This window comes from Streptomyces sp. NPDC003247, assembly GCF_042888135.1.
Classification (GTDB): domain Bacteria; phylum Actinomycetota; class Actinomycetes; order Streptomycetales; family Streptomycetaceae; genus Streptomyces.
Genome location: NZ_JBIAPF010000002.1, coordinates 1 through 23,816, shown reverse-complemented (window position 1 = coordinate 23,816; position 23,816 = coordinate 1). Strand labels below are relative to the sequence as shown.

Below are 23,816 nucleotides of genomic sequence, written 5' to 3'. Positions count from 1 at the left end.
GCACATATGAACGGCGGCGGACGTCTACGCCCCTGCGGAGTGCGGCGTGCGGCGTGCGGCGTACGGCGTGCGGAGCGCCTACCGGATCTTCCGGGCGACCTCGGTGGCCCAGTAGGTGAGGATGGTCCGCGCCCCGGCCCGCTTGATGCCGGTCAGCGTCTCGACGATCGCCCGGTCGCGCTCGATCCAGCCCTTCTCGGCGGCGGCCTCGATCATCGCGTACTCGCCGGAGATCTGGTAGGCGGCGACCGGCACGTCCACGGCGTCGGAGACCCGCGCCAGGATGTCGAGGTAGGGTCCGGCCGGCTTGACCATCACCATGTCGGCCCCCTCCTCCAGGTCGAGGGCGAGCTCGCGCAGCGACTCCCGCAGATTGGCGGGGTCCTGCTGGTACGTCTTGCGGTCCCCCTTCAGCGAGGACCCGACGGCCTCCCGGAAGGGCCCGTAGAAGGCGGAGGAGTACTTGGCGGTGTAGGCCAGGATGGACACGTCCTCGCGCCCGATCTGGTCCAGGGCGTCGCGGACGACGCCGATCTGACCGTCCATCATCCCGCTCGGGCCGACCACGTGGGCGCCCGCGTCGGCCTGCACCTGCGCCATCTCGGCGTACCGCTCCAGGGTGGCGTCGTTGTCGACGCGCCCCTCGGCGTCCAGCACACCGCAGTGGCCGTGGTCGGTGAACTCGTCCAGACAGAGGTCGGACATGACGAGCAGGTCGTCCCCGACCTCGGCCCGCACGTCCCGCAGCGCGACCTGGAGGATGCCGTCCGGATCGGTCCCGGCGGTGCCGAGCCCGTCCTTCTTCGCCTCCTCCGGAACGCCGAAGAGCATGATCCCGGAGATCCCGGCCTCCACCGCCTCCGCGGCGGCCTTCTTCAGGCTGTCCCGGCTGTGCTGCACGACCCCGGGCATCGCCTCGATCGGCACCGGCTCGCTCACGCCCTCCCGCACGAAGGCGGGCAGGATGAAGTCGGCCGGGTGCAGCCGGGTCTCGGCGACCATGCGCCGCATCACGGGGGTGGTGCGCAGCCGCCGGGGACGCGTACCGGGAAAGGATCCGTACTTCGTCATACGCCTACGCTACGCCCGCCCCACCCCCGCCTTTACCGACTCACCGTCGGCGCCCCGCCCCGCCCCGGCGGGCGTCCGGAACCGTCGGCGGGCCTCCTGGACGACCGGCCTTCGTCCCGCCCTCAGCCGCGGGTGACGGCTCCCTCGATGAGGGCCACGGCGGCGCGGGGATCGTCGACCTCGAGGACGAGGCGGTCGTAGTCCTCGGCGTCGGCGAGTTCGATGACGACGGCCTTGTCCGGGTTCTTCACGTCCCAGAAGAGGCGCTCGCCGTCACGGCGGAAGCGGCCCGCGGCGATCACGCCGGGGAGGTAGGTGCCCCCGGTGCGGATGCCCTTCGGTTCGCGGGCGATGCCGGGGTCGTGGGTGGCGCCCCGCACGTGGGCGAGCGGTATCTCCAGGCGGCTCTTGAGCGCCCAGAGCTTGTCGAGCCCCTGGAACTCGGCGATCAGCAGGCCGCGTTCACGGTCGACGGAAATCAATGCCATGTCGGTTCTCCTAGGGCCCTAAGGGGCGGTCGGCTGGGCGCGCAGGCGCAGGCGGGTACCGAGGACGGTGGAGGCGGTCCGGGGAGCGGCGTCACCGTGGGAGGGACGCAGCGCGTCCTCCAGCGCGGCGACGCCTTCCGCGACCATCGCGGCGACCTCCGGGTCGTGCGGGGCGCGTTCGGCGGCGGCGAGCAGGAGGAGCCCGGCGGCCGGCCCGGCGTCGAACGAGGCGACGGCCGCCGCCAGGGCCTGCGCGGGGTCGGTGAGCGTGCCGATGGCGGCGGTGGTCGGGTGGATCTCGTGGTCGAGATGGCTGCGCAGGGCGGTCAGATGCAGGCCCCGCTTCGAACCGAAGGCCTTGTAGAGGCTCCCCCGATGAATCCCGGTCGCCGCGACCAGGTCGTCCACCGAGGTCCCCTCGTACCCACGGACAGCGAAGAGCGCCGCCGCGTCACCGACGGCCCGATCGGCGTCGAAAGCGCGTGGTCGTCCCATGTCCTTGACCGTACGCCATTTGAGAACGACCAGTCAAGAACGATCGTTCTTAATGGGTTGAGCCGCGGGTCTTCTGAGGAGGGTGTCCACCGGGTCACGGATCTGTCCCAGCCGGCGGTGATCGCGGAAGGTGCCGACCGGGCCGGAACCTGCGTCCGCCCCCGCCGTCGGGTGGGTCCGGTGTGCCGGGGACACGCCGGGCCTCAGGCCCCGAATTTCCGGGCCGGACGGCGCCGAGCGAGAGGCACGGCAGGGTGCGGGAACCCACCGCCTTCCCCCGCGACGGTCCGAGGCGTACCGCGGTGGTGTGTGTAACGACGGTGTCCGGAGCGGTGGTTGAGCGGAACGGGTCGTGGCGCGGACATGTCTTGGTGATCAGGAAAGCCCGCTCGTACCGACGCGGACCGAGCGGCCGACAGAATCCACCGAGACTGAGGAAGTAACGATGCGCGTTCGCAAGCTCACCTTCGCCGTCCTGGCCGTCGCCGCGGGTCTCTCGCTCACGGCCTGCAACGGCGACGACCTCGCGGCGCAGAGCGACGGGGCGTCCGCCTCTTCCGCATCCACCTCGAACACCACCTCGGCGTCCACCGGTTCGGAGCAGGGAGGCTCGGAGCAGGAGGGGGCGACGGACTCCGCCGGGAGCGGTTCCGGCACGGACGCCGAGACCGCCACGTGCCGTACCGACGAACTGGAGGTCACCGCGTCGGACACCACCATCACCGGTGACGCCGAGGGCTCGGTCGCGGTCACGTTCAAGAACGGCGGTGGCCACGACTGCACCCTGTCCGGGTACGCGGGCGTCGACCTGAAGACCAGCGCGGGGGATCTGTCCGCCGAGCGCAGTGGCCAGGCGTCCGACCCCGTGACTCTCAAGGACGGTGAGTCGGTGTCCTTCGGCATCGTCTACCCGCTCAACGACTCGGGCGGCTCCGGCGTCAGCATCACCGGCCTGGTGGTGACCCCGCCGAACGAGACGAAGTCGGTCACCCTCGCCTGGCCGGGCGCCGGCACCCTGCCCGTCACCGACGGCACCGGCTCCTCCGTCACGGTCGGCCCGATGGGCAGCGCGGGCCAGGGCGGGGCGAGCTGACCCGTGGATCCGGGTTTCCGCCTCGGCCGCCTCATGCGGCGCAGAGCGGGCTGACCGTCGTCGACGGCTCGGATCGCGACCGGCAGTCGCGGCAGCGGCCGGGGTGTGGGGCACGGAAGGCGCGTTCGCAGCCGTCGCAGGTCTGGAAGGGGTGGGGGCGGTGGCCCGCCGCCTGGGCGTCTGCCGGTACGGGCGGTGGCGCCGGGATCGCGGGGAGGGGTGCGGGCAGCAGCTCGCGGAGGCGGTAGCCGAGGACGGCGGCCGGGTGGCGCATGTCGTCGGGGAGGCCGGTGGTCAGGATGTGGTGGACGACGGAGGCCGGGGCGCCGTGGTCGAACCAGGCGGTGACGGCGGGCGCGAGCGTGCGTACGTCCCGCGCGGAGAGGGTGAGGCGGCTGTCGGTGCGGCGCAGGCCCGCGAGGAGGGCGACGGCCCGCTCGTGGCGTGCGTCGCGAGGGGCATCGGCATCCTCCTCGGGCGGGCTCTGCGGTACGGCCCGCCGCTCAGGGGCCTCGGCTGATCGCTCGGGGGTGCCAGGCGGTCGAGCGGCCACGGGAGCGGTGTGCGCGTCGCGGGACGGCGGTCGGTCCGCACCTCGGTCGTCGTCCTCCTGGGGTGCCTGCCGGTCGTCCCCCGACAGGCGGACCGGCGCGCTGCGGCCACGCGGGCGGGCCGCGGGGACACGCGCGGGAGCCGACTGCGCGGCGGTGGCACCGGGGGTGTGATGGGCGTACGTACGCGTGAACAGCCGCCCCGCCTCCGTGCGCTCCCGCACCCGCTCCAGGTAGCCGTGCGCCTCCAGCTCCCGCAGGGCGAAGGCGATCCGGTCCCGCCCCTCGGGGAAGCGGTCGGCGAGGCTGCGGATGTCGACGGGGGCGCCCTCCGGCAGCGACAGGATGTGGGCGGCGAGACCGATGGCGGTCAGCGACAGCTCGCGGTGCTGGGCGAGGTGGTTGCCGACGACCGTGTACTGGCCCGACTGGAACGCCCGTACGTGGGTGACACCGGAGGGGGTGGTTGTCTGCTCAACACCCTGACTCGGGCGGGCAACGGCATTAGGCTTCTTCTCAGCCATGGGGAAGGGTCCTTGTCTTCCTCGTTGGTCAGGCCCTCGCCCTGGGATTGCAGTCCCGGCGGGGGCCGATGCATGTGCGGGGCAGTGGAGTTGTCTGCGCCGAGACTGCACGCTCGTGCCCTCCGTCCGCCACTCAGATCGACCGGTTTCACCCGGCCGAGTGACGTACGCGAGGTTTGGTTGGTTGGTTGGTTTTTTCCCTGGGTTTTTTGGTCTTTTACCGCCCGCCGCCCCGGCCCGCGCCTCACCGGGCGACCCGCTTCCGGGCTCCGGCACGGGACGCGCGGACAGGCGTTCACTGATGGGGCGCCAGATCGATTTCCGCCCACACCGTCTTGCCCGGAACCGGCCCCCGCCGTACACCCCACCGGTCCGCCAACTCCTCCACGAGCAAGAGGCCGTAGCCGGACTCCGCGGGCGCCTCGGCCGCCGATCGCCCCCGGGAGGGATCAAGGTCGCCCCGGTTGTCACTGACCTCGATGCGCAGCACCCCGGACGCGGCGACGGAGAGGGTGAGCCGGAAACTCTGGCCGGGGACACGGCCGTGCAGCGCGGCATTGGCAGCCAGTTCGGCGATGACGAGCCGGGCCGGATCGCACGGCAGTCCCCAGTCGTTCAGCCGTTCCGCCGCGAGCAGGCGGGCGAGACGGGCACCGCGCCGGGTGGCGGAGAGCGGCACCGAGAACAGGTGGACAGGAGCGGGCGCGGTGGGCGCGGTTTGCTGATTCACATCACTCAGCGTGTTTACGCGTGCGTACTCTGTGAAGACGGGTGGCCCGTGCGGACGGTGTCCGTCCGTACGGCGTCCGGTTTCCGTCCGGACCGTACGGGGTGACGGGGAGCGGGCGCCGGGGTTGGACCGGGAAGGGCACGGCGGGAGGGCTACGGACGTGAACGAGTGGGACGCGGGAGCGGCGGACGACGAGGAGGCCGGGGCCGTGATGAGGGCCGTCCAGCGGCAGCTGAAGCTGTGGCGGGAGTCGGCCGGCCTCACCCAGGCCGAGTTCGGGGCGGCCATCGGGTACGGCGAGGAACTGGTCTCCTCCGTGGAACGGGGGCGGCGCATCCCCCGCCCCGAGTACCTGGACCGCGCCGACGAGGCCCTGAACGCGGGCGGCAGGATCGCCGCGTTGAAGGAGGACGTGGCGGAGGTCCGGTACCCGAAGAAGGTACGGGACGTGAAGCGCTTGGAGGCGGAAGCCGTCGAGATCTGCTCCTACAACAACTCGGTCATCGACGGACTGTTGCAGATCAAGGAGTACGCGCGGGCCGTGTTCAGCTCCCGGCGACCGCCGTTCACGGAGGAGGAGCTGGAACAGCAGGTGGCTGCGCGTACGGCACGTCAAGCGATCGTGGACAGCGCCGCCGCGTTGCCGGTTTTCAGTTTTGTCCAGTGCGAGTCGACTCTGCGGCGCCCCTACGGGGGCACAATGGTGATGCGCACGCAACTCGAACAACTGCTACGGCTGGGCGGGTTGCGGAACGTAGACATCCAGATCATGCCTCTTGGGCGTGAGGGAAACGCCGGTGTCGACGGCCCGTTCCGCGTGCTCAGGCTCAAGGACGGCACCAATGTGGGATACAACGAGGTGCAGCTCACCAGTCGCGCGATCGTCGATCCGAAACTCGTTCAGGTCCTTGAGATCCGTTATGGGATCATCCGAGCCCAGGCCCTCAACCCCGAAGAGTCTTTGGCCTTCATCGAGAAAATGCTGGGAGAGCCATGAGCTTCAAGCCCGCCTCCGGGGACGGGACAGCGCTCGAGTGGATAAAGAGCAGCTACAGCGGCGCAGACACCCCCTCCTGCGTCGAGGTCGCCGCCTCCCTCGGGACCATCCACGTCCGCGACTCCAAGAACCCCCACGGCCCCCGCCTCACCCTCACCCCCACCACCTGGGCGGCCTTCCTCCCGTACGCCTCCGAGGCCTGAGCGGGCGCACGCGAACGGCCCCGCACCCGACTGCTCGGATGCGGGGCCGTTCGCCTGCCCTCAGGTCGCCCGGCGCCGGCGCGACCCCGGACGCCGCTCGCTCGGCCGGGTCACCGGGTCCCCGGCGTCCAGTGCGGCGGCCCGGCGCCGCAGGCCGAAGTCGGCCAGGGCCTCCGCCAGCTTGTGCACGGACGGCTCGGGAGCCATGACGTCGACGCGGAGCCCGTGCTCCTCGGCGGTCTTGGCCGTCGCCGGGCCGATACAGGCGATCACGGTCACGTTGTGCGGCTTGCCCGCGATACCGACCAGGTTCCGCACGGTCGACGACGACGTGAAGAGAACGGCGTCGAAGCCGCCGCCCTTGATCGCCTCCCGCGTCTCGGCGGGCGGCGGCGAGGCGCGCACGGTCCGGTAGGCGGTGACGTCGTCGACCTCCCACCCGAGCTCGATGAGCCCGGCGACCAGGGTCTCCGTGGCGATGTCGGCGCGGGGCAGGAAGACGCGGTCGATCGGGTCGAAGACCGGGTCGTAGGGGGGCCAGTCCTCCAGCAGCCCGGCGGCCGACTGCTCGCCGCTCGGCACCAGGTCCGGCTTCACGCCGAAGGCGATCAGCGCCTTGGCGGTCTGCTCGCCCACCGCGGCGACCTTGATCCCGGCGAAGGCGCGGGCGTCGAGCCCGTACTCCTCGAACTTCTCGCGGACCGCCTTGACGGCGTTCACCGAGGTGAAGGCGATCCACTCGTAGCGGCCGGTGACCAGGCCCTTGACCGCGCGCTCCATCTGCTGGGGCGTGCGGGGCGGCTCGACGGCGATCGTCGGCACCTCGTGCGGCACGGCACCGTAGGACCGCAGCTGGTCGGAGAGCGACGCCGCCTGCTCCTTGGTCCGCGGCACGAGCACCTTCCAGCCGAACAGCGCCTTGGACTCGAACCACGCGAGCTGGTCGCGCTGGGCGGGGGCGGAACGCTCACCGACCACGGCTATCACCGGCCGGCCGCCCTCGGGGGAGGGCAGCACCTTCGCCTGCTTCAGCGTCTGCGCGATCGTCCCGAGCGTGGCGCTCCACGTCCGCTGCCGGGTCGTCGTACCGGCGACCGTCACCGTCAGCGGAGTGTCCGGCTTGCGCCCGGCCGAGACCAGCTCGCCCGCCGCGACCGCCACCGCGTCCAGCGTGGTCGACACGACGACGGTCCCGTCGGAGGCGCCGACCTCGGTCCAGCACCGGTCGGACGCCGTGCGCGCGTCCACGAACCGGACGTCCGCGCCGTGCGCGTCCCGCAGCGGCACACCGGCGTACGCGGGCACGCCGACCGCCGCCGCGACGCCGGGGACGACCTCGAACGGCACACCGGCCGCCGCGCAGGCGAGCATTTCCTTCGCCGCGTACGTATCGAGTCCCGGGTCCCCGGTCACCGCACGGACGACCCGCCTGCCGCCCCGCGCGGCCTCCATGACAAGATGTGCCGCATCCCGCACAGCGGGTACCGCAGCGCTTGTTGACGCAGCGTCAACAAGCTTGGGGTGAGGCGTGCCCGTGCCCGGGAGCGGATCCGACGAGGGATCCGGTTCCGCGTTCACGACGGCGACGCCCGGCCTGGCGTGCGTCCGCACGACGTCGAGCACCTCGTGCTCGGCGACGAGGACGTCCGCGTTGGCCAGCGCCTCCACGGCGCGCAGAGTCAGCAGCCCCGGATCCCCGGGTCCGGCACCCAGGAAGGTGACGTGCCCGTGTTCGAGGCCGGTGGGAAGGGTGGTGGGGCTCACTGTGCTCGCTCCCCCATCAGACCGGCCGCGCCCTGGGCGAGCATCTCGGCCGCGAGTTCGCGACCGAGCGCCATTGCCCGGTCGTGCGTCTCGGGCACGGGACCGGTGGTGGACAGCTGCACCATGCGCGTGCCGTCGGTGGTGCCGACGACGCCGCGCAGGCGCATTTCGTTGACAATCTGCCCGTCGGCCAGCAAGTCGGCCAACGCCCCCACGGGAGCGCTGCAACCGGCCTCCAGGGCGGCGAGCAGTGACCGTTCGGCGGTCACGGCGACCCGGGTGAACGGGTCGTCGAGCTCGCCGAGTGCCGCGACGAGTTCCGCGTCGTGCGCGGCACACTCGATCGCCAGCGCCCCCTGGCCGGGAGCGGGCAGAACCGTGTCGACCGACAGGAAGTCGGTCACTTCCTCACTGCGGCCGATGCGGTTCAGCCCGGCCGCGGCCAGCACCACCGCGTCCAGCTCGCCGCTGCGTACGAACCCGATCCGGGTGTCGACGTTGCCGCGGATCGGCACCGTCTCGATGTCCAGCCCGTGGCTGCGCGCGTACGCGTTCAGCTGCGCCATCCGGCGCGGCGAACCGGTACCGATGCGCGCCCCGCGGGGCAGGTCGGTGAACTTCAGCGCGTCCCGGGCGACGATCACGTCCCGCGGGTCCTCGCGCTCCGGTATCGCGGCCAGGACCAGGTCCTCGGACTGCGTCGTCGGCAGGTCCTTCAGCGAGTGAACCGCGAAGTCGACCTCGCCCCGCAGCAGCGCGTCCCGCAGCGCGGTGACGAACACGCCCGTGCCGCCGATCTGCGCGAGGTGCTCGCGGGAGACGTCGCCGTAGGTGGTGATCTCGACGAGTTCGACGGGCCGTCCGGTCACCTGGCTCACGGCTTCCGCCACCTGCCCGGACTGGGCCATGGCGAGTTTGCTCCGCCTCGTGCCCAGTCTCAGTGCCTTCTTGGTCATCGTGGCCCTCGGTTCTTCTCGGTGCTGTCCTCGGCGCGCGAGACGGAGGCCACCGTCTCCTGGTCGAGGTCGAACAGGGTGCGCAGCGCGTCCGCGTACCCGGCGCCGCCGGGCTCGGCCGCGAGCTGCTTGACCCGGACGGTCGGCGCGTGCAGCAGCTTGTCCACGACGCGCCGTACGGTCTGTGTGATCTCCGCGCGGTGCTTGTCGTCCAGGCCGGGCAGCCGGCCGTCGAGCCGGGCGATCTCGCTCGCCACGACGTCGGCGGCCATCGCGCGCAGCGCGACGACGGTCGGCGTGATGTGCGCGGCCCGCTGCGCGGCGCCGAACGCGGCGACCTCGTCGGCCACGATCCGCCGCACGTGGTCCACGTCCGTCGCCATCGGCGCGTCCGCGGAGGCCTCGGCGAGCGACTCGATGTCGACCAGGCGCACCCCGGCCAGCCGGTGCGCGGCCGCGTCGACGTCCCGCGGCATCGCCAGGTCCAGCAGGAACAGCACCGGCTCGGGCCGTACGGGCACGGTGACCGGCTCGGGCCTGCGCAGCTCGGGGATGCGGCCGACGGTCGCGGCGGTCGCGGCCAGCGCGGTGATCAGCCCGGAGTCGGTGTCGGGCCGGCGGGCGGCCTCGCGGCGGTCGACGGCGGTGCCGGCCGCCCACGCGGCGTGCTGCTCCAGCGTCGCCGCGTCCATGCCGGCCACGGCGGCCTCGCCCATCACGGAGAACCCGGACTGCTGCACGGCCGACAGGTCCAGCGGGCAGCCGTCGTCGGTGCCCACGGAGGTGGGCGGCAGCGGCCGTACGTCCGCCGGCGCCGTCCCGGCACCCACGGTGCCGCCGTCGGAGGCGACGGGCGTCCCGGTGCGGCCCTCGACCGCCGTCGCGACCACTTCCGCCGTCAGGACGAGTCCCGTCGCCCCCGTACAGGAGACGGCGACGTCGGCACGTGTCAGCTCCTCGGCCACCGACTCCATCGGCACCGCGCGGGCCACGACGTCCGTGTCCTCGGCGTCGGTGAGGATCCGGGCCAGGCGCTCGGCGCGGTCGAAGGTGCGGTTGGCGACGACGACCTCGGCCACGCCCACGCGCGCGAGGGTCGCCGCGGCCAGGGACGACATCGAGCCGGCGCCGATGACCAGGGCGCGCTTGCCCCGCGCCCACCCGGCCACGTCCCCGCCCGCCGCCAGCTGCTCCAGGCCGAAGGTGACCAGGGACTGGCCGGCGCGGTCGATGCCGGTCTCGGAGTGGGCGCGCTTGCCGACCCGCAGGGCCTGCTGGAACAGGTCGTTCAGCAGCCGTCCGGCGGTGTGCAGCTCCTGGGCGCGGGCCAGGGAGTCCTTGATCTGACCGAGGATCTGGCCCTCGCCGACGACCATCGAGTCCAGGCCGCAGGCCACCGAGAACAGGTGGTGGACGGCGCGGTCCTCGTAGTGCACGTAGAGGTAGGGGGTGAGCTCCTCCAGCCCCACGCCGCTGTGCTGGGCGAGCAGGGTGGACAGCTCGGCGACACCGGCGTGGAACTTGTCGACGTCGGCGTACAGCTCGATGCGGTTGCAGGTGGCGAGCACCGCGGCCTCGGCGGCCGGTTCGGCGGCGACCGTGTCCTGGAGCAGCTTGAGCCGGGCGTCCGGGGAGAGCGAGGCCCGCTCCAGGACGCTGACCGGGGCGCTGCGGTGGCTCAGCCCGACGACGAGGAGACTCATGCCGGCATCACGGCGGGGACGTCCCCGTCGGGTCCCTGGTCGGTGCTCTTCCCGCGGGTCGCGGCGGTGGCCGGGACGGCCGTCGCGGCCTGGGCGGACGCGGTGGCCTGGGCGGACGCGGTGGCCGGGGCGGGCGTGGCGTCGAGCGCGGCCTCCTCGCCGGCCTTGCGCTGCTCGTGGAAGGCGAGGATCTGAAGCTCGATGGAGAGGTCGACCTTGCGCACGTCGACGCCGTCCGGGACGGACAGCACGGTCGGCGCGAAGTTCAGGATGGAGGTGACGCCGGCGGCCACGAGCCGGTCGCAGACCTGCTGGGCGGCACCGGCGGGCGTCGCGATGACACCGATCGACACACCGTTGTCCTGGATGATCTTCTCCAGGTCGTCGGTGTGCTGGACGGGGATCCCGGCGACGGGCTTCCCGGCCATCGCGGGGTCGGCGTCGATGAGGGCCGCGACCCGGAAACCACGGGAGGCGAACCCGCCGTAGTTGGCCAGCGCCGCGCCGAGGTTACCGATACCGACGATCACGACCGGCCAGTCCTGGGTCAGGCCCAGCTCGCGGGAGATCTGGTAGACGAGATACTCGACGTCGTACCCCACCCCTCGCGTCCCGTAGGAACCCAGGTACGAGAAGTCCTTGCGCAGCTTCGCGGAGTTGACCCCCGCCGCGGCCGCGAGCTCCTCGGAGGAGACCGTGGGGACCGAACGCTCGGAGAGCGCGGTCAGGGCGCGGAGGTACAGCGGAAGACGGGCGACGGTGGCCTCGGGAATGCCTCGGCTGCGGGTCGCCGGTCGGTGAGTTCGGCCAGTTGCCACGGTGCTCCTGCGGGTAGAGCGGGGCTGCAGGCGGTCATACGTCCCCAGACCGCCCCGTCGACAGCAGGCTATGTCTTTGTGAACGCGTGCACAAAGATGGTGTCCGATTTGCCCGGCCAACGTGACCGGGCTCACGCGCCCCCGGCGCGTTCGTGGGGAACCGGCGCACACGCGCCCACGTTCCTTCCGTATTGGGGGCAAAGTCGCACACTCTCCTCACGAATCCCGCCCCCGAGACCTGGTCGCCGTCGATTTTAAGCGACTTTTCGGAACTCTTGGACTGGCCGGTCAGTTTCCTGTCAGCTGCCCGAGCGACTCTCCGGCTCCCCGAGGGGCTCCCGCGGGCCCCCTCAGTTCCCCGAGAGCTCCCTGCGCAGCCGCTCCTCGTCAACGCGCCAGAAAGTGTGCTGCTTCCCGTCCACGAGCACCACGGGGATCTGCTCCCAGTACTGGTCGTGGAGAGCGGGGTCCTCGGTGATGTCCCGCCTCTCCCACGGGACCCCGAGATCGCCGCACACCTTCTCGACCACCACCTGCGCGTCGTCGCACAGATGGCAGCCGGGCTTGCCGATCAACGTCACCAGCCGGTCCTGCGGGGCGGGGCCCTTCCGGCGAAACAGGGGACTCATGCCGGCCATTCTCGCGCGCCCTCGCGCATCGGGCAGCGGCCGTGCGCGCGACCGTGACACAACCCGGCGACGGACCGCCCGCACCGCCCTCGGCGCGACGCCTTCCGTGACGCCGTCCGGGGCGCTGTCCGCGACACCTTCCGGGGCACCGCCGGCACGCCTGCCAGGTGACTTCCGGGCGGCTTCCGGGCGGCTTCCGGGCGGCTTTCGCGACGCCTTTCGCCGGGCGTTTAACGACACGGTCGCGGAGAGTTCACAGCGTCCCAACCTCGTGAAACCGGAACCACCGAACAGACTGGCTATGCTCACGCCATGGCCGCTCTCGGATGGCTCACTCCCCGTAGGCGCTCCGCCACGGCGCGGAGCGTGTTGGCAGGCGAAGCGTCGGCGGAGGCCGCCCGCAAGGACGTCTCCGCGCAGGAACCGCCGTTCCCCGTGCACGGCGACGACCGCGCCGCCGCGTTCTTCGACCTCGACAACACCGTGATGCAGGGCGCCGCCCTCTTCCACTTCGGCCGGGGCCTGTACAAGCGGAAGTTCTTCGAGACCCGCGACCTCGTCAAGTTCGCCTGGCAGCAGACGTGGTTCCGGCTGGCCGGCGTCGAGGACCCGGAGCACATGCAGGAGGCCCGCGACTCCGCCCTGTCGATCGTCAAGGGCCACCGCGTCTCCGAGCTCCGGTCGATCGGCGAGGAGATCTACGACGAGTACATGGCCGAGCGGATCTGGCCCGGCACCCGCGCCCTGGCCGAGGCCCACCTGGAGGCAGGCCAGAAGGTGTGGCTCGTCACCGCCGCGCCGGTGGAGATCGCCCAGGTCATCGCACGCCGGCTCGGCCTGACCGGGGCACTGGGCACGGTCGCCGAGTCCGTCGACGGGGTCTACACCGGCAGGCTGGTCGGCGAGCCGCTGCACGGCCCGGCCAAGGCGGAGGCGGTCCGGGCGCTGGCCGCGGCGGAGGGCCTGGACCTCTCCCGCTGCGCCGCCTACAGCGACTCCCACAACGACATCCCGATGCTCTCGCTCGTCGGCCACCCCTACGCCATCAACCCCGACGCCAAGCTCCGCAAGCACGCCCGCGAGCTGGACTGGCGGCTGCGCGACTACCGCACGGGCCGCAAGGCGGCCAAGGTCGGCATCCCGGCGGCGGCCGGCGTGGGCGCGGTGGCCGGCGGCACGGCGGCGGCGATCGCCCTCCACCGCCGCCGCCGCTGACACTCGGCCGCCGCAACCGCCCCTCGGCCGCCGCCGCAGCCGCCCCTCCTCCCCCGCCTCCGCCCCCTCCGCCGCCGGGACCCGGGAGCGCCCCCGCTCCTCGTAGGTGACCCGCGCGGTTGACGCACGCGGTGACCCGTGCGGTTGACGCGCACGCCGACCCTCGCGGCGTCCCACCTTCCGACGTGGGCGCGCTCCCCGCGCGCGCCTCGGTCCACCGTCGTACCCCCGCGACAGGCCCCCACCCCTCTCCTCCGCCTTGTCCGCGCACCGCCACAACGCGCCCCGGACCGACCGGAAACTCGGACCGTTTCGATCAACAATCGCTCACTCTCAGCAACTTGAGTGAGCGTCAAACGGCTAGAGAAGCGACGTAATCGTCGATTTGAGCAACTCGGTGTAGCAGCGCCTGTACGAAGCGTTATTCTCCTCAGACGCAATCCGGTACCCCTCCGTCGCTACGACGGGTGAATGGTCCCGCACTGCACGTGATGGAAGCTCTGCCTCTGGGAGTCCCGTGTACCCACACGTCGGGGTTGACGCCTCGGGCCTGGCTACGCTGCGCGCAACGGTCGCTACGGTCCAGGACCTGTTGCGCGACTTCGTCCCCACCGCGTACGCCGTCCCCGCCTTCGCCGCCGCCGCTCCGGCCGGCCCGTGCTACGCACTGGCCGAGGGCAGCGCCGCGGTGGGCAGACGAGGACGCGCGACCGGCGCGGCCACCGCCCGCCGGCCGGCCGCCGACAGCGACAGCGCCCGGATGATGGACCTCGTCGAGCGGGCCCAGGACGGCGAGGCCGACGCTTTCGGGCGGCTGTACGACCAGTACAGCGACACGGTCTACCGCTACATCTACTACCGCGTCGGCGGCAAGGCGACCGCCGAGGACCTCACCAGCGAGACGTTCCTGCGCGCCCTGCGCCGCATCGGCACCTTCACCTGGCAGGGCCGCGACTTCGGCGCCTGGCTCGTCACCATCGCCCGCAACCTGGTGGCGGACCACTTCAAGTCCAGCCGCTTCCGCCTGGAGGTCACCACCGGTGAGATGCTCGACGCCAACGAGGTCGAGCGCTCCCCGGAGGACTCCGTCCTCGAGTCCCTCTCCAACGCCGCCCTGCTGGACGCCGTACGACGGCTCAACCCGCAGCAGCAGGAGTGCGTCACCCTCCGCTTCCTCCAGGGCCTCTCCGTCGCCGAGACCGCCCGCGTGATGGGCAAGAACGAAGGCGCCATCAAAACCCTCCAGTACCGGGCCGTCCGCACCCTCGCCCGTCTCCTCCCCGACGACGCGCGCTGACCCCGCTCACCGTCGGCCACCTCAACTCACGTTCCGTGAAAGTGGGTTGACTTTCGCATCCGGTCACCGGCAGTCCGTAACCCAAGTGCCGCGCCAGTCGTTGTGCGGGATACAGGCTCCCTGTGGACACGCCCCTCGCCACCTCCGCTCACTCGATCGGGTGGAAAGGATCGAGGGCGTGCACCCCCCAGACCCCCCGGGGAGTCGACCGTCATGACGAGAGGAGGTGCCGCCAGTGATCGCGAACGTATCGGCGCACCGGCGGGCGCACGCCTTCGCCCAGGCCCTGGAGGAGCAGTCCGACCAGGGCACGGCGGCCGAGCAGTCCGAAGGATCGGCACCGGCCCCGGCCGCTGCGGACCAGACCGAGCGGGGCCGCCTCCTGGCCCTCGCGACGAGTCTCGCCGAGCTGCCCAAACCGGAACTCGACCCCGAGGTCAAGGTCGTCCAGCGCGCCCGGTTGGTCGCCGCGATGGAGGCCATGCTGCAGGCGGGCACCGCGGGCGAGGCGCCGGACTTCGCGGTGCCCGGGCAGAGGGGGAGCACCGCTCCCGCCGCCGAAGGGCGCCGGCAGGAGGCGGGCGAGCGCTCGCGGGCGCGGGGCACCCACCGGGCGAGCCCCCTGGGAAAGTTCCGACCGCGCACACGGCTCGCCAAGGGCCTCACCGCGGGCGGCCTGAGCGTCGGCATGGCTGCGGGCGCCTTCGGCGGCGTCGCCGCCGCGAGCTCCGACGCGCTGCCCGGTGACTCGCTCTACGGACTGAAACGCGGCATCGAGGACTTCAAGCTCACCTACCTCGCCGAGGGCGACAGCGAACGCGGCGAGGCCTACCTCGACCAGGCCTCCACACGGCTCGGCGAGGCCCGCAGGCTCATGGAGCGCGGCCGCGGCGGCGCCCACCTCGACCACGAGTCCCTCGGCGAGATCCGCCGCGCCCTGTCCGGCATGCGCCACGACGCCTCCGAAGGCCACCGGCTGCTGCACGAGGCGTACGAGCGGGACCCGGACTCCCTGGGCCCCATCCAGACCCTGTCCACGTTCTCCCGCTCGCACCGCGAGGCCTGGGGCGCCCTGCGCGACAGGCTCCCCGTCCAGCTCGGCGACGTCAGTCGAGAGGTCTCGTCGGTCTTCGACGCCATAGACGAAGAGGTGGCCCCGCTGCGGTCCCTCCTCCCGGAGCCCCCGGCCCGGAAGGGAAGCGGCGGCAGCGGGCGGAGCACCGACCCGGTGTCCCCCGGCACCACCCACACCGGCCGCTCCACCGCCCCCAGCACCGGCGACGGCCCCGCCGGCTCCGACGGCACCGGCGGCGACACCAGCAGCCCGAGCAGGTCGTCCTCCACCGGCACCGACGACGACGGGCTGCTCGGCGGCGACACCGGCGGCCTGCTCGACCCGCCCCAGGACGCCGACAGCGCCTCCCCGTCCACCAGCGACCCCGCCACCACCGCCCCGGACGTCACCCTCCCGCCCCTCCTCCCCGGCCTCCTGCCCGGCCTGGGCATCGACAGCGAGGACGCGGACTAGCGGCCCCGTACGGCGGTGGGGGGGGGGGGGGGGCGCCCAAACCCCCCCCCCCCCCCCCCCCCCCCCCCCCCCCCCCCCGCCGTACCGGCCGGAGACCGGCAGCGCTGAGACGGAAAGCCCGGCAGCCCGGCAGCCCGGCAGCAGCCTCAGAAGAACACCGACCGCCGCTGCACCAGCAGCTTGTACAGCGTGTGCTGGATCTGCTCCCGCACCTGGTCCGTCAGGTTGAACATCAGCATCGGATCCTCCGCCGCCTCCGGCGGGTGCCCGTCCGTCCGGATCGGCTCACCGAACTGGATCGTCCACTTCGTCGGCAACGGCACCGCGCCCAACGGCCCCAGCCACGGGAACGTCGGCGTCAGCGGGAAGTACGGGAAGCCGAGCAGCCGGGCGAGCGTCTTGGCGTTGCCGATCATCGGGTAGATCTCCTCCGCCCCGACGATCGAGCAGGGGACGATCGGAGCACCCTGCCGCAGGGCCGTGGAGACGAAGCCGCCCCGGCCGAACCGCTGGAGCTTGTAGCGCTCGCTGAACGGCTTCCCGATGCCCTTGAAGCCCTCCGGCATCACCCCGACGAGTTCGCCCGCCGCCAGCAGCCGTTCGGCGTCCTCCGCGCAGGCGAGGGTGTGGCCGAGCTTGCGGGCCAGCTCGTTGACGACGGGCAGGACGAAGACGAGATCGGCGGCCAGCAGCCGCAGATGGCGGCCCGCCGGATGGTGGTCGTGGACGGCGACCTGCAACATCAGCCCGTCCAGCGGCAGCGTCCCGGAGTGGTTGGCGACGATCAGCGCGCCGCCCTCGGCCGGAATGTTCTCCAGGCCCTTCACCTCGACCCGGAAGTACTTCTCGTACACCGGCCGCAGCAGCGACATCAGGACCTGGTCGGTGAGCTCCTCGTCGTAGCCGAAGTCGTCGACGTCGTAATCACCCGTCAGCCGGCGGCGCAGGAAGGCCAGACCCCCCGCGATGCGCCGCTCGATGCCGCCGGCGTCCTCCCGCGGCGGCCGCGGCCGCTCCTCCCCGGTACCGGTCACGGGATCATCATCCTTCGCGACCGCCCTGGCGGGCAGGGGCCGGCCCTCACCGGCGTCACCGATCTCACGGACCGGCGCCGACTCGCCGCTCGTGCGCCGGCCGCCCCCGCTCCGGCGCCGCGACGGCCGCTGCACGGCGCTCCCACGGGACCGGTCGTCGTCGAACGGAATGACCTTGGCGTCCGCCATCGTTGATGCGCTCCTCAGTTGGCGCTCTGGGTCGGGGGGTGGCCGCCGCCCGCGAGGGGCAGCGCGGCGATCCGGTCGACGGCTCCCGCGAGGGCCTCGGGGGGCAGCAGCCCCGGACCCTGACCGCGGGCGAAGTCCGCGAACGTCTCCGCGGTGGTGTACCTCGGCGTGAAGCCCAGCGTCTCGCGCATCTGGTCCGTCGCCACGACCCGGCCGTGGGTGAGCAGCCGGATCTGCTCGGGCGAGAAGTCCGTCACGCCCAGCGTACGGACCAGGGAGCCCGCCCAGGTCACCGCGGGCAGCAGCAGCGGCACGGTGGGCCGCCCGAGCCGCCGCGAGCACTGCGACAGCAGCAGGACGCCGTCGCCGGCGATGTTGAACGTCCCGCTGTTGAGGGTGCCCCGCGCCGGCTCGTGGGAGCCGATCCGCAGCACTTCGATCACATCGTCCTCGTGCACGAACTGGAGCCGCGGATCGTAACCGAGGACCGTCGGCAGCACCGGCAGCGAGAAGTACGAGGCGAGCGGGGTCTCGGCGGTCGGCCCGAGGATGTTGGCGAACCGCAGCACGCAGACCGCGACGTCCGGCCGCCGCCGGGCGAACCCGCGCACATACCCCTCGACCTCACAGATGTCCTTGGCGAAACCGCCGCTGGGCAGCGACTTCGCCGAGGTCGTCTCGGTGAAGACGGCGGGGTCGCGGGGCGCGGACCCGTACACGTTCGTACTGGACTTGACCACCAGCCGTCGCACGCTCGGCGACTTCTGACAGGCGCCGAGGAGCTGCATGGTCCCGATGACGTTGGTCTCCTTGACCAGGGTCCGGCTGCCGCTGCCCAGCGCGGTGGCCGTCACGTCCAGGTGCACGACGGTGTCGGCACCGGTCTCGGCGAGCACCCGCGCGATGGTGGGCTGCCGGATGTCGGCCTGGATGAACTCGGCCCCGCCGAGATGGTGCTCGGGCCGCACGGCGTCCACGGCGATCACCCGGTCGACCTCCGGGTCCCGCTGGATCCGTCGTACGAACCGGCCCCCGAGCTGACGGGCCACTCCGGTGACGAGCACAACCTTGCCCAAGATCAGCGCCTTCCTTCCGCACTGGTACCGCCCGGCCGCCGTACTGCTCGTTACCCTGCCGCGTTCCCCGTCCGCGGGCCAACTTAGCCGGTCGGTGTTGCGCCGACATGACCGCCCGACGCGCCACATGCCGCAACCGCCACCATCTGCCGCAAGGCGCCCGTCCCTACGACCGGACCGGCCGGGGTCCCATCCGGCCCCCTCGCACGACTGAACCGGCCAGGTGCCCGTCCGGCCCCTACGCACGACCGGACCGGCCGGGTCCCCGTCCGGCCCTGTGCACGGCGTTCACCCCTCCGCACGACGCTCCGGAGACGCGTGTGGCCCCCCACCGTCGGACGGTGAGGGGCCACACCACGCTCTCGCGGCCGATGCCGCGCGAACGAACTGCGCTTACTTCTTGTTGCGACGCTGAACGCGCGTGCGCTTGAGCAGCTTGCGGTGCTTCTTCTTGGCCATCCGCTTGCGCCGCTTCTTGATAACAGAGCCCACGACTACCCTCGCTCACTTCTCATCACTCGGTGCTGGGCGCCATGGGCCCATACGACCTACGAGGGGCTAGCCTACCCGCCCGAGCGCTGAGGTCGTAATCGAGGGGCGGAGGGACCCTGACGTGCCCGGTGAACGGATCCCCCCGGACCCAGCCGTCAGGCGGTTTCCACCCCCACGTAGCTCTCGCGGAGGTACTCGTGAACCGCGTTCTCCGGGACACGGAAGGACCGTCCCACCCGGATCGCGGGCAGATGACCGCTGTGCACCAGCCGGTACACGGTCATCTTGGACACTCGCATCACCGAGGCGACTTCCGCCACGGTAAGGAACTGAACCTCGCTCAGAGGCCTCTGGTCAGCAGCCATGACACACCTGAACCTTCCGCACTCGACTCGACGGCCACCGGCTTCCCCTTCCGGTGACTCTTCGTCGCTGCGTGCTCACTCCCCAATGTAGGGGCGGGTGATGCGAGTGGGGAAGAGGTGCACCCATCGGCGGCCTACTGTGACAGACACGCCCGATTGAGTACGTAGCGGGTCAGCGGGAGGTAGTAAGCGGACCGCACGCCGTCATCAAGTGGAACGACGACGGACACCGACCCCTCGGCCTCCCCCACGAACGGCGCCGGGTCGTCGGTGTCCGCCGGTCCCATCGCCTCGAACCCCAGCTGACCTGCCCCGCAGAGCCACCCGTGATCCCCGATGACCAGCTCCGGCAGCGGCCCGCCGGCCTCCGCGGCCGCCGCCAGCGCCAGTCGAACCGGGAGGGGCGAGTGGGTGTGCGCGCCGGTCGCACCACCGGGGCGCCGCCCCTCCGGACCCCGCACCAGCGCGACACCCCGTACGTAGTCCAGGTTGTACGTGCGTAGTCCGAACCGGGTCGTTATGTCGACACAGCGACCCTGCGCGGGGGTGAGGACCTCACATCCCGCCGCCGACAAAGCGTCCGCGATCCCGCCGTAGAAACCGAGCAGCCGATGCGGGTGCCCGGTACCCAGAAGCACGGGCGCGGCACGCCGGGCGACCTCGGTGAGCCGCTCCGCGAAGGCGTCGAGGGCCGCCAGGGTCCGCTCGGGGTCGATCACATCATGCCCCGAAACGTCCGCCGGATCGGCCGAAACCCCGCACTTGGCCGCCATCAACTCGACCAGATCCCGCACCTCCCAGGTCCTCTCGGGATCGATACCGATCAGCACCCGGGGATCGCGGGCGGCGAAGAGGCGGTAACGGCGAAGGCTCTCCTCCCGGGAGGTGGCCACCACCCCGGCCAGCCCGGCAGCCAGCAGATGGGCCCTCAGGGCCGCGGTACTCCACACGGGGGTGATGGTGCGCGAGGAGGGCGGGGGGCGTCCCGGGAACGGCCGAAGAACGCACGGTCGGCGTAAGCCCACCGTCTCCCGCTCTCTCCCGCCGTCTCCCTGCTGTCCGTCTCCGCCCCTACGGCAGCCCCTGGTGCGGCTCGCCAGGACAGCTCGTCAGCGCCGGGCCCCCTACGGCAGCCCCTACGGCAGCAGCCCCCGCAGCGGATACGCGGCCCGCCGCGTCGCCAGTACCGCCTGGTCCAGCCGGTCCGCGGGGTCGTACCCCGCCTCCCAGTCCGCCCACTCCACGGGCCACCGCCCGTCGGTCATCCGCGCGGGGGCCAGCTGCCGGGTACGGGCGAAGACGTCCTGCCGCCATCCCTCGGGGATCACCGTCTCCGGCGGCACCGGCGCCCCCGCCGCCACGCCCACCAGATGCGCCCACGACCGCGGCACCACATCGACCACGGCGTATCCGCCCCCGCCCAGCGCGACCCACTTCCCCCCGGCATGCGCATGCGCCAGATCGTGGCAGGCCGTCTGCACGGCCCGCTGGGCGTCCAGCGACACCGCGAGGTGGGCAAGCGGATCCTCGAAGTGCGTGTCGGCCCCGTGCTGGGTGACCAGGACGTCCGGCCGGAAGTCGGCGATCAGTTCCGGCACGACGGCGTGGAACGCCCGCAGCCATCCCGCGTCCCCGGTCCCCGCCGGCAGGGCGACGTTCACCGCCGATCCCTCGGCGCGCTCCGCCCCCGTCTCCTCGGGCCACCCGGTCTGCGGGAACAGCGTCCGGGGATGCTCGTGCAACGAGATCGTCAGGACCCGCGGGTCCTCCCAGAACGCCGCCTGCACCCCGTCGCCGTGATGCACGTCGACGTCCACGTAGGCGACCCGCTCGGCCCCCAGCTCCAGCAGCCGCGCGATGGCCAGCGAGGCGTCGTTGTAGATGCAGAACCCCGACGCGCCGCCCGGCATCGCGTGGTGCAGGCCGCCCGCGAAGTTCACCGCGTGCAGCGCGTCCCCGCGCCACACCGCCTCCGCCGCGCCCACGGACAGCCCGGCGATGAGGGAGGACACCTCGTGCATCCCGGCGAAGGCCGGATCGTCCACCGTCCCCAGCCCGTACGAGGTGTCCGCCGCACCCGGGTCCAGCGAGGCCGCCTTCACCGCGGCGATGTAGTCCTCGCGGTGCACCAGCCGCAGCGTCGACTCGCCGGCCGGTTGGGCGGACGCGACCGTCACCTCACGGTCGAGCCCCAGGGCGTGGACGAGCCTCCGGGTCAGATCCAGCCGGACCGGGTCCATCGGATGGTCCGGGCCGAAGTCGTAGCCCGTTACTGCCTCGTCCCACATCAGCTGTGCGCGGCCGCTCATGACCGCCACCGTATCGGTCCGGCCGAGCGGCGAACGACCGGGCGTACACCAACGTCACCAGCACCAACGCCATCGGCACCACCATCGCCCCCCGGTAGCTCCACGCGTCCCCCAACGCCCCCACCAACGGCGAACCGATCAGGAAACCCACGTAGTTGAAGACGTTGAGCCGGGCGACCGCCGCGTCCGAAGCCCCCGGGAACATCCTCCCGGCCGCGGCGAACGTCTGCGGCACCAGCACACACAGCCCCACTCCCAGCAGGGTGAACCCGCCGATCCCCAGCCACGCCCCCGGGGCGACCGCGACCACGGCGAACCCCACCGCCGCCACCAGCGCCCCCGCCCGCACGACGCCCACCGCCCCGAACCGCCGCACCCCGAGGTCCCCGACGGCCCGCCCGAGCAGCGTCGTCACCATGTACACGTTGTACGGCACGGTCGCCAGCTGCTCGGACCCGCCCAGCACGTCCTGGAGGTACTTGGCACTCCAGTTGGAGACGGTCGAGTCCCCGATGTACGCGAAGGTCATCACCAGGCACAGCGGCAGCAGCGCCCTGAAGACGACGCCGTCACCGTCCCCCCGCCCGGCGCTCTTCCCGGCCCGGTCCTCCGCCCGTCCCTCCTCCCGGAGGGTGCCGCCGTCCCCGTCGGCATACCACCGGCTCCCCACCAGCACGGCCGGCAACAGCACCGCCACGACCGGCAGATACGACACCCAGAGCGCGAGGTGCCAGTGCGCCCCCGCCCAGGCCAGGGACGCGCCCAGGATTCCGCCCAGGCTGTACGCGGCGTGGAAACCGAGCATGATGCTTCGCCCGTACGCCCGCTGCATGCTCACCCCGAGCATGTTCATCGAGGCGTCCAGCATCCCCACCGCCAGCCCGAAGACCGCGAGCGCGGTTCCGAGCGCGACCATGCGCTCGCCCGCCCCGACGCCGAGCAGCGCCAGGAGCACGACCGGCTGGGACCAGCGCAGCAGCGAACGCGCCGGTACGCGCTTCACCAGCTGTTCGGTGGCCACGCTGCCGACTCCGGCGAGGACGGGCACGGCGGCGAGGAAGAGGGGCAGCAGCGCGTCCGACACCCCGTACCGGTCCTGGATGGCCGGGATCCGGGTCACGAGCAGGGCGAAGGCGACGCCCTGCGCGAAGAAGCCGAACGCCAGCGAGGCCCTACCGCGCCGCAGCACTTCCGTCATGGCGGCGAGCGTAGGGCTCCGGCGTACTGGTGGGTAGATCCAGCCGAAGATGAATTTCCTTCACCTTCAGGGGAGGTCGGGAGTCGGGGGGCGGGCGAGTTCCAGGGGTCAGGCGAGCAGGTCGGCCAGCTCGGCCATGTCGGAGAAGAGACGGTCGGCTCCGGCCAGCTTCTCCGCCGGTGTCATGGCGGTGAACCCGTACACGTCCATCCCGGCCGCGACGGCCGCCTGCACCCCGAGTGGTGAGTCCTCCACGACGACGCAGCGCTGCGGCGCGACTCCCATCCGCTCGGCCGCGTGGAGGAACAGGTCCGGGGCCGGCTTGCCCCGTCCCACGTCCTGCGAGCTGAAGATCCGTCCCTCGTCGAACCACCGGTCGAGCCCGGTCGTCCGGTGGCCCACCCGAATACGTTCATGGCTGCCGGAGGACGCCACACAGTACGGCACCCCGTTGGCGGCCAGTTTCTCCAGCACGGCGGCGGCCCCGTCGACGGCGGCCAGTTCCTGCTCGAACGCGGCGAAGACCCGGGTGTGGAAGACGTCGTCGAAGTCCGCCGGCAGCCGCTGCCCGGTCCGCTCCAGGACCAGCTCGTGGATCCGGTGCATCGCGGACCCCATGTAGTCCCGGATCGATTCCTCGTACGTCGTGGGGTGCCCCAGCTCGGTCAGATAGGCGGCGAGCAGCCGGTTGGAAATGGGTTCGCTGTCGACGAGCACACCGTCGTTGTCGAAGATGACCAGGTCGTAGTCCATGTTTCGACCCTAAACGCAGAAATCCCCCGTGCCATCCGGCACGGGGGATTTCTCAAAAATTGTTCGGCGGCGTCCTACTCTCCCACAGGGTCCCCCCTGCAGTACCATCGGCGCTGTAAGGCTTAGCTTCCGGGTTCGGAATGTAACCGGGCGTTTCCCTCACGCTATAACCACCGAAACACTATGAAACTGTCAGCCGCACCACGCCTGTGACAACGTGGGGCTGTTCGTGGTTTCAGAACCAACACAGTGGACGCGAGCAACTGAGGACAAGCCCTCGGCCTATTAGTACCGGTCACCTCCACACGTTACCGTGCTTCCAGATCCGGCCTATCAAC

Annotated in this window: 24 protein-coding genes and 2 rRNA genes; 6 read left to right on the top strand and 20 right to left on the bottom strand. The window is 72.0% G+C overall.

The genetic code is table 11. The features are described 5' to 3' along the window. Positions 1-78: 78 nt before the first annotated feature. From hemB to ACFYWQ_RS04980, 3 genes are all read right to left on the bottom strand, one after another. On the bottom strand, positions 79-1,071 hold the full coding sequence (gene hemB / locus ACFYWQ_RS04990) for a porphobilinogen synthase (RefSeq protein WP_389512929.1): 993 nt from the start codon (positions 1,069-1,071) through the stop codon (positions 79-81). Positions 1,072-1,193: 122 nt separating this feature from the next. Next, positions 1,194-1,559 carry a hypothetical protein gene (locus ACFYWQ_RS04985; RefSeq protein ID WP_389512926.1) on the bottom strand — a complete coding sequence of 122 codons (366 nt, stop codon included), beginning with the start codon at positions 1,557-1,559 and terminating at the stop codon, positions 1,194-1,196. An 18-nt stretch (positions 1,560-1,577) separates the two neighbouring features. Then, positions 1,578-2,054, bottom strand: coding sequence for a TetR/AcrR family transcriptional regulator (locus tag ACFYWQ_RS04980; protein WP_389512924.1), 477 nt, complete (start codon positions 2,052-2,054; stop codon positions 1,578-1,580). 445 nt (positions 2,055-2,499) lie between these two features. On the opposite strand from ACFYWQ_RS04980, the gene ACFYWQ_RS04975 reads away from it, so the two are divergent. Further along, complete coding sequence (locus ACFYWQ_RS04975; protein ID WP_389512923.1) at positions 2,500-3,147, top strand: DUF4232 domain-containing protein; 648 nt, start codon at positions 2,500-2,502, stop codon at positions 3,145-3,147. A gap of 31 nt (positions 3,148-3,178) precedes the next feature. Here ACFYWQ_RS04975 and ACFYWQ_RS04970 read toward each other — a convergent pair whose 3' ends face one another. Both ACFYWQ_RS04970 and ACFYWQ_RS04965 read right to left on the bottom strand, forming a co-directional pair. Further along, positions 3,179-4,222 carry a helix-turn-helix domain-containing protein gene (locus ACFYWQ_RS04970; protein WP_389512921.1) on the bottom strand — a complete coding sequence of 348 codons (1,044 nt, stop codon included), beginning with the start codon at positions 4,220-4,222 and terminating at the stop codon, positions 3,179-3,181. A gap of 295 nt (positions 4,223-4,517) precedes the next feature. Next, on the bottom strand, positions 4,518-4,952 hold the full coding sequence (locus ACFYWQ_RS04965) for an ATP-binding protein (RefSeq protein WP_389512919.1): 435 nt from the start codon (positions 4,950-4,952) through the stop codon (positions 4,518-4,520). Positions 4,953-5,112: 160 nt separating this feature from the next. Between ACFYWQ_RS04965 and ACFYWQ_RS04960 the strand changes: the two genes are divergently transcribed. Next, the gene (locus tag ACFYWQ_RS04960) at positions 5,113-5,949 is read left to right on the top strand and encodes a helix-turn-helix transcriptional regulator (protein ID WP_389512917.1); all 837 of its coding nucleotides are present in this window, start codon (positions 5,113-5,115) and stop codon (positions 5,947-5,949) included. Next, positions 5,946-6,152: a DUF397 domain-containing protein gene (locus tag ACFYWQ_RS04955; protein ID WP_389512915.1), complete on the top strand. Its 207-nt coding sequence runs from the start codon at positions 5,946-5,948 to the stop codon at positions 6,150-6,152. Before ACFYWQ_RS04960 ends, ACFYWQ_RS04955 begins: the two co-directional genes overlap by 4 nt. A 60-nt stretch (positions 6,153-6,212) precedes the next feature. On the opposite strand, the gene ACFYWQ_RS04950 is transcribed toward ACFYWQ_RS04955, so the two are convergent. The 5 genes from ACFYWQ_RS04950 to ACFYWQ_RS04930 all read right to left on the bottom strand — a co-directional run bounded on the left by ACFYWQ_RS04950 (position 6,213) and on the right by ACFYWQ_RS04930 (position 12,031). Then, a complete protein-coding gene (locus tag ACFYWQ_RS04950; protein ID WP_389512913.1) occupies positions 6,213-7,916 on the bottom strand; it encodes a uroporphyrinogen-III synthase in 1,704 nt (567 codons plus the stop codon). Beyond that, positions 7,913-8,872: a hydroxymethylbilane synthase gene (gene hemC / locus ACFYWQ_RS04945; protein ID WP_389512911.1), complete on the bottom strand. Its 960-nt coding sequence runs from the start codon at positions 8,870-8,872 to the stop codon at positions 7,913-7,915. The genes ACFYWQ_RS04950 and hemC overlap by 4 nt, the downstream gene beginning before the upstream one ends. Next, positions 8,869-10,575 (bottom strand): glutamyl-tRNA reductase, encoded by a 1,707-nt coding sequence (locus ACFYWQ_RS04940; protein ID WP_389512909.1) that lies wholly within the window; start codon positions 10,573-10,575, stop codon positions 8,869-8,871. The genes hemC and ACFYWQ_RS04940 overlap by 4 nt, the downstream gene beginning before the upstream one ends. Further along, positions 10,572-11,393 carry a redox-sensing transcriptional repressor Rex gene (locus ACFYWQ_RS04935; protein ID WP_389512907.1) on the bottom strand — a complete coding sequence of 274 codons (822 nt, stop codon included), beginning with the start codon at positions 11,391-11,393 and terminating at the stop codon, positions 10,572-10,574. The genes ACFYWQ_RS04940 and ACFYWQ_RS04935 overlap by 4 nt, the downstream gene beginning before the upstream one ends. A 350-nt stretch (positions 11,394-11,743) precedes the next feature. Beyond that, entirely contained in the window at positions 11,744-12,031 is a 288-nt protein-coding gene (locus ACFYWQ_RS04930; RefSeq protein WP_389512905.1) for a glutaredoxin family protein, read from the bottom strand. 303 nt (positions 12,032-12,334) lie between these two features. Here ACFYWQ_RS04930 and ACFYWQ_RS04925 point away from each other — a divergent pair, with 303 nt between their 5' ends. From ACFYWQ_RS04925 to ACFYWQ_RS04915, 3 genes are all read left to right on the top strand, one after another. Further along, positions 12,335-13,237, top strand: a complete 903-nt coding sequence (locus ACFYWQ_RS04925) for an HAD family hydrolase (RefSeq protein ID WP_389512904.1) — start codon at positions 12,335-12,337, stop codon at positions 13,235-13,237. 517 nt (positions 13,238-13,754) lie between these two features. After that, on the top strand, positions 13,755-14,534 hold the full coding sequence (locus ACFYWQ_RS04920) for an ECF subfamily RNA polymerase sigma factor, BldN family (RefSeq protein WP_389512902.1): 780 nt from the start codon (positions 13,755-13,757) through the stop codon (positions 14,532-14,534). 235 nt (positions 14,535-14,769) lie between these two features. Next, entirely contained in the window at positions 14,770-16,062 is a 1,293-nt protein-coding gene (locus tag ACFYWQ_RS04915; protein WP_389512901.1) for a DUF5667 domain-containing protein, read from the top strand. 146 nt (positions 16,063-16,208) lie between these two features. Here ACFYWQ_RS04915 and ACFYWQ_RS04910 read toward each other — a convergent pair whose 3' ends face one another. The 10 genes from ACFYWQ_RS04910 to ACFYWQ_RS04865 all read right to left on the bottom strand — a co-directional run. After that, a complete protein-coding gene (locus ACFYWQ_RS04910) occupies positions 16,209-17,285 on the bottom strand; it encodes a lysophospholipid acyltransferase family protein (protein WP_389512899.1) in 1,077 nt (358 codons plus the stop codon). Between the two features lie 14 nt (positions 17,286-17,299). Then, entirely contained in the window at positions 17,300-18,361 is a 1,062-nt protein-coding gene (locus tag ACFYWQ_RS04905) for an NAD-dependent epimerase/dehydratase family protein (protein WP_389512897.1), read from the bottom strand. A gap of 393 nt (positions 18,362-18,754) precedes the next feature. Then, complete coding sequence (locus ACFYWQ_RS04900; protein WP_003948845.1) at positions 18,755-18,853, bottom strand: 30S ribosomal protein bS22; 99 nt, start codon at positions 18,851-18,853, stop codon at positions 18,755-18,757. Between the two features lie 155 nt (positions 18,854-19,008). After that, complete coding sequence (locus tag ACFYWQ_RS04895; RefSeq protein ID WP_162655568.1) at positions 19,009-19,218, bottom strand: helix-turn-helix domain-containing protein; 210 nt, start codon at positions 19,216-19,218, stop codon at positions 19,009-19,011. A gap of 134 nt (positions 19,219-19,352) precedes the next feature. Continuing rightward, positions 19,353-20,168: a phosphatase gene (locus tag ACFYWQ_RS04890; RefSeq protein WP_389512895.1), complete on the bottom strand. Its 816-nt coding sequence runs from the start codon at positions 20,166-20,168 to the stop codon at positions 19,353-19,355. Between the two features lie 186 nt (positions 20,169-20,354). After that, positions 20,355-21,506: an acetoin utilization protein AcuC gene (locus tag ACFYWQ_RS04885; protein WP_389514334.1), complete on the bottom strand. Its 1,152-nt coding sequence runs from the start codon at positions 21,504-21,506 to the stop codon at positions 20,355-20,357. Then, complete coding sequence (locus ACFYWQ_RS04880) at positions 21,397-22,725, bottom strand: MFS transporter (RefSeq protein ID WP_389512893.1); 1,329 nt, start codon at positions 22,723-22,725, stop codon at positions 21,397-21,399. The genes ACFYWQ_RS04885 and ACFYWQ_RS04880 overlap by 110 nt, the downstream gene beginning before the upstream one ends. A gap of 108 nt (positions 22,726-22,833) precedes the next feature. After that, on the bottom strand, positions 22,834-23,478 hold the full coding sequence (locus ACFYWQ_RS04875) for an HAD family hydrolase (protein WP_389512891.1): 645 nt from the start codon (positions 23,476-23,478) through the stop codon (positions 22,834-22,836). Between the two features lie 61 nt (positions 23,479-23,539). Next, positions 23,540-23,656 (bottom strand): 5S ribosomal RNA (rrf, locus tag ACFYWQ_RS04870). Between the two features lie 87 nt (positions 23,657-23,743). Continuing rightward, positions 23,744-23,816, bottom strand: a 23S ribosomal RNA gene (locus tag ACFYWQ_RS04865); the annotation flags it as partial.

Coding starts and splice junctions, on each gene's coding strand:
- ACFYWQ_RS04910 (WP_389512899.1), bottom strand. CDS start 17,285: ATGGCGGACGCCAAGGTCATTCCGTTCGACGACGACCGGTCCCGTGGG.
- ACFYWQ_RS04940 (WP_389512909.1), bottom strand. CDS start 10,575: ATGAGTCTCCTCGTCGTCGGGCTGAGCCACCGCAGCGCCCCGGTCAGC.
- ACFYWQ_RS04885 (WP_389514334.1), bottom strand. CDS start 21,506: ATGTGGGACGAGGCAGTAACGGGCTACGACTTCGGCCCGGACCATCCG.
- ACFYWQ_RS04985 (WP_389512926.1), bottom strand. CDS start 1,559: ATGGCATTGATTTCCGTCGACCGTGAACGCGGCCTGCTGATCGCCGAG.
- hemC (WP_389512911.1), bottom strand. CDS start 8,872: ATGACCAAGAAGGCACTGAGACTGGGCACGAGGCGGAGCAAACTCGCC.
- ACFYWQ_RS04955 (WP_389512915.1), top strand. CDS start 5,946: ATGAGCTTCAAGCCCGCCTCCGGGGACGGGACAGCGCTCGAGTGGATA.
- ACFYWQ_RS04970 (WP_389512921.1), bottom strand. CDS start 4,222: ATGGCTGAGAAGAAGCCTAATGCCGTTGCCCGCCCGAGTCAGGGTGTT.
- ACFYWQ_RS04975 (WP_389512923.1), top strand. CDS start 2,500: ATGCGCGTTCGCAAGCTCACCTTCGCCGTCCTGGCCGTCGCCGCGGGT.
- ACFYWQ_RS04930 (WP_389512905.1), bottom strand. CDS start 12,031: ATGGCCGGCATGAGTCCCCTGTTTCGCCGGAAGGGCCCCGCCCCGCAG.
- ACFYWQ_RS04895 (WP_162655568.1), bottom strand. CDS start 19,218: ATGGCTGCTGACCAGAGGCCTCTGAGCGAGGTTCAGTTCCTTACCGTG.
- ACFYWQ_RS04880 (WP_389512893.1), bottom strand. CDS start 22,725: ATGACGGAAGTGCTGCGGCGCGGTAGGGCCTCGCTGGCGTTCGGCTTC.
- ACFYWQ_RS04980 (WP_389512924.1), bottom strand. CDS start 2,054: ATGGGACGACCACGCGCTTTCGACGCCGATCGGGCCGTCGGTGACGCG.
- ACFYWQ_RS04875 (WP_389512891.1), bottom strand. CDS start 23,478: ATGGACTACGACCTGGTCATCTTCGACAACGACGGTGTGCTCGTCGAC.
- ACFYWQ_RS04925 (WP_389512904.1), top strand. CDS start 12,335: ATGGCCGCTCTCGGATGGCTCACTCCCCGTAGGCGCTCCGCCACGGCG.
- hemB (WP_389512929.1), bottom strand. CDS start 1,071: ATGACGAAGTACGGATCCTTTCCCGGTACGCGTCCCCGGCGGCTGCGC.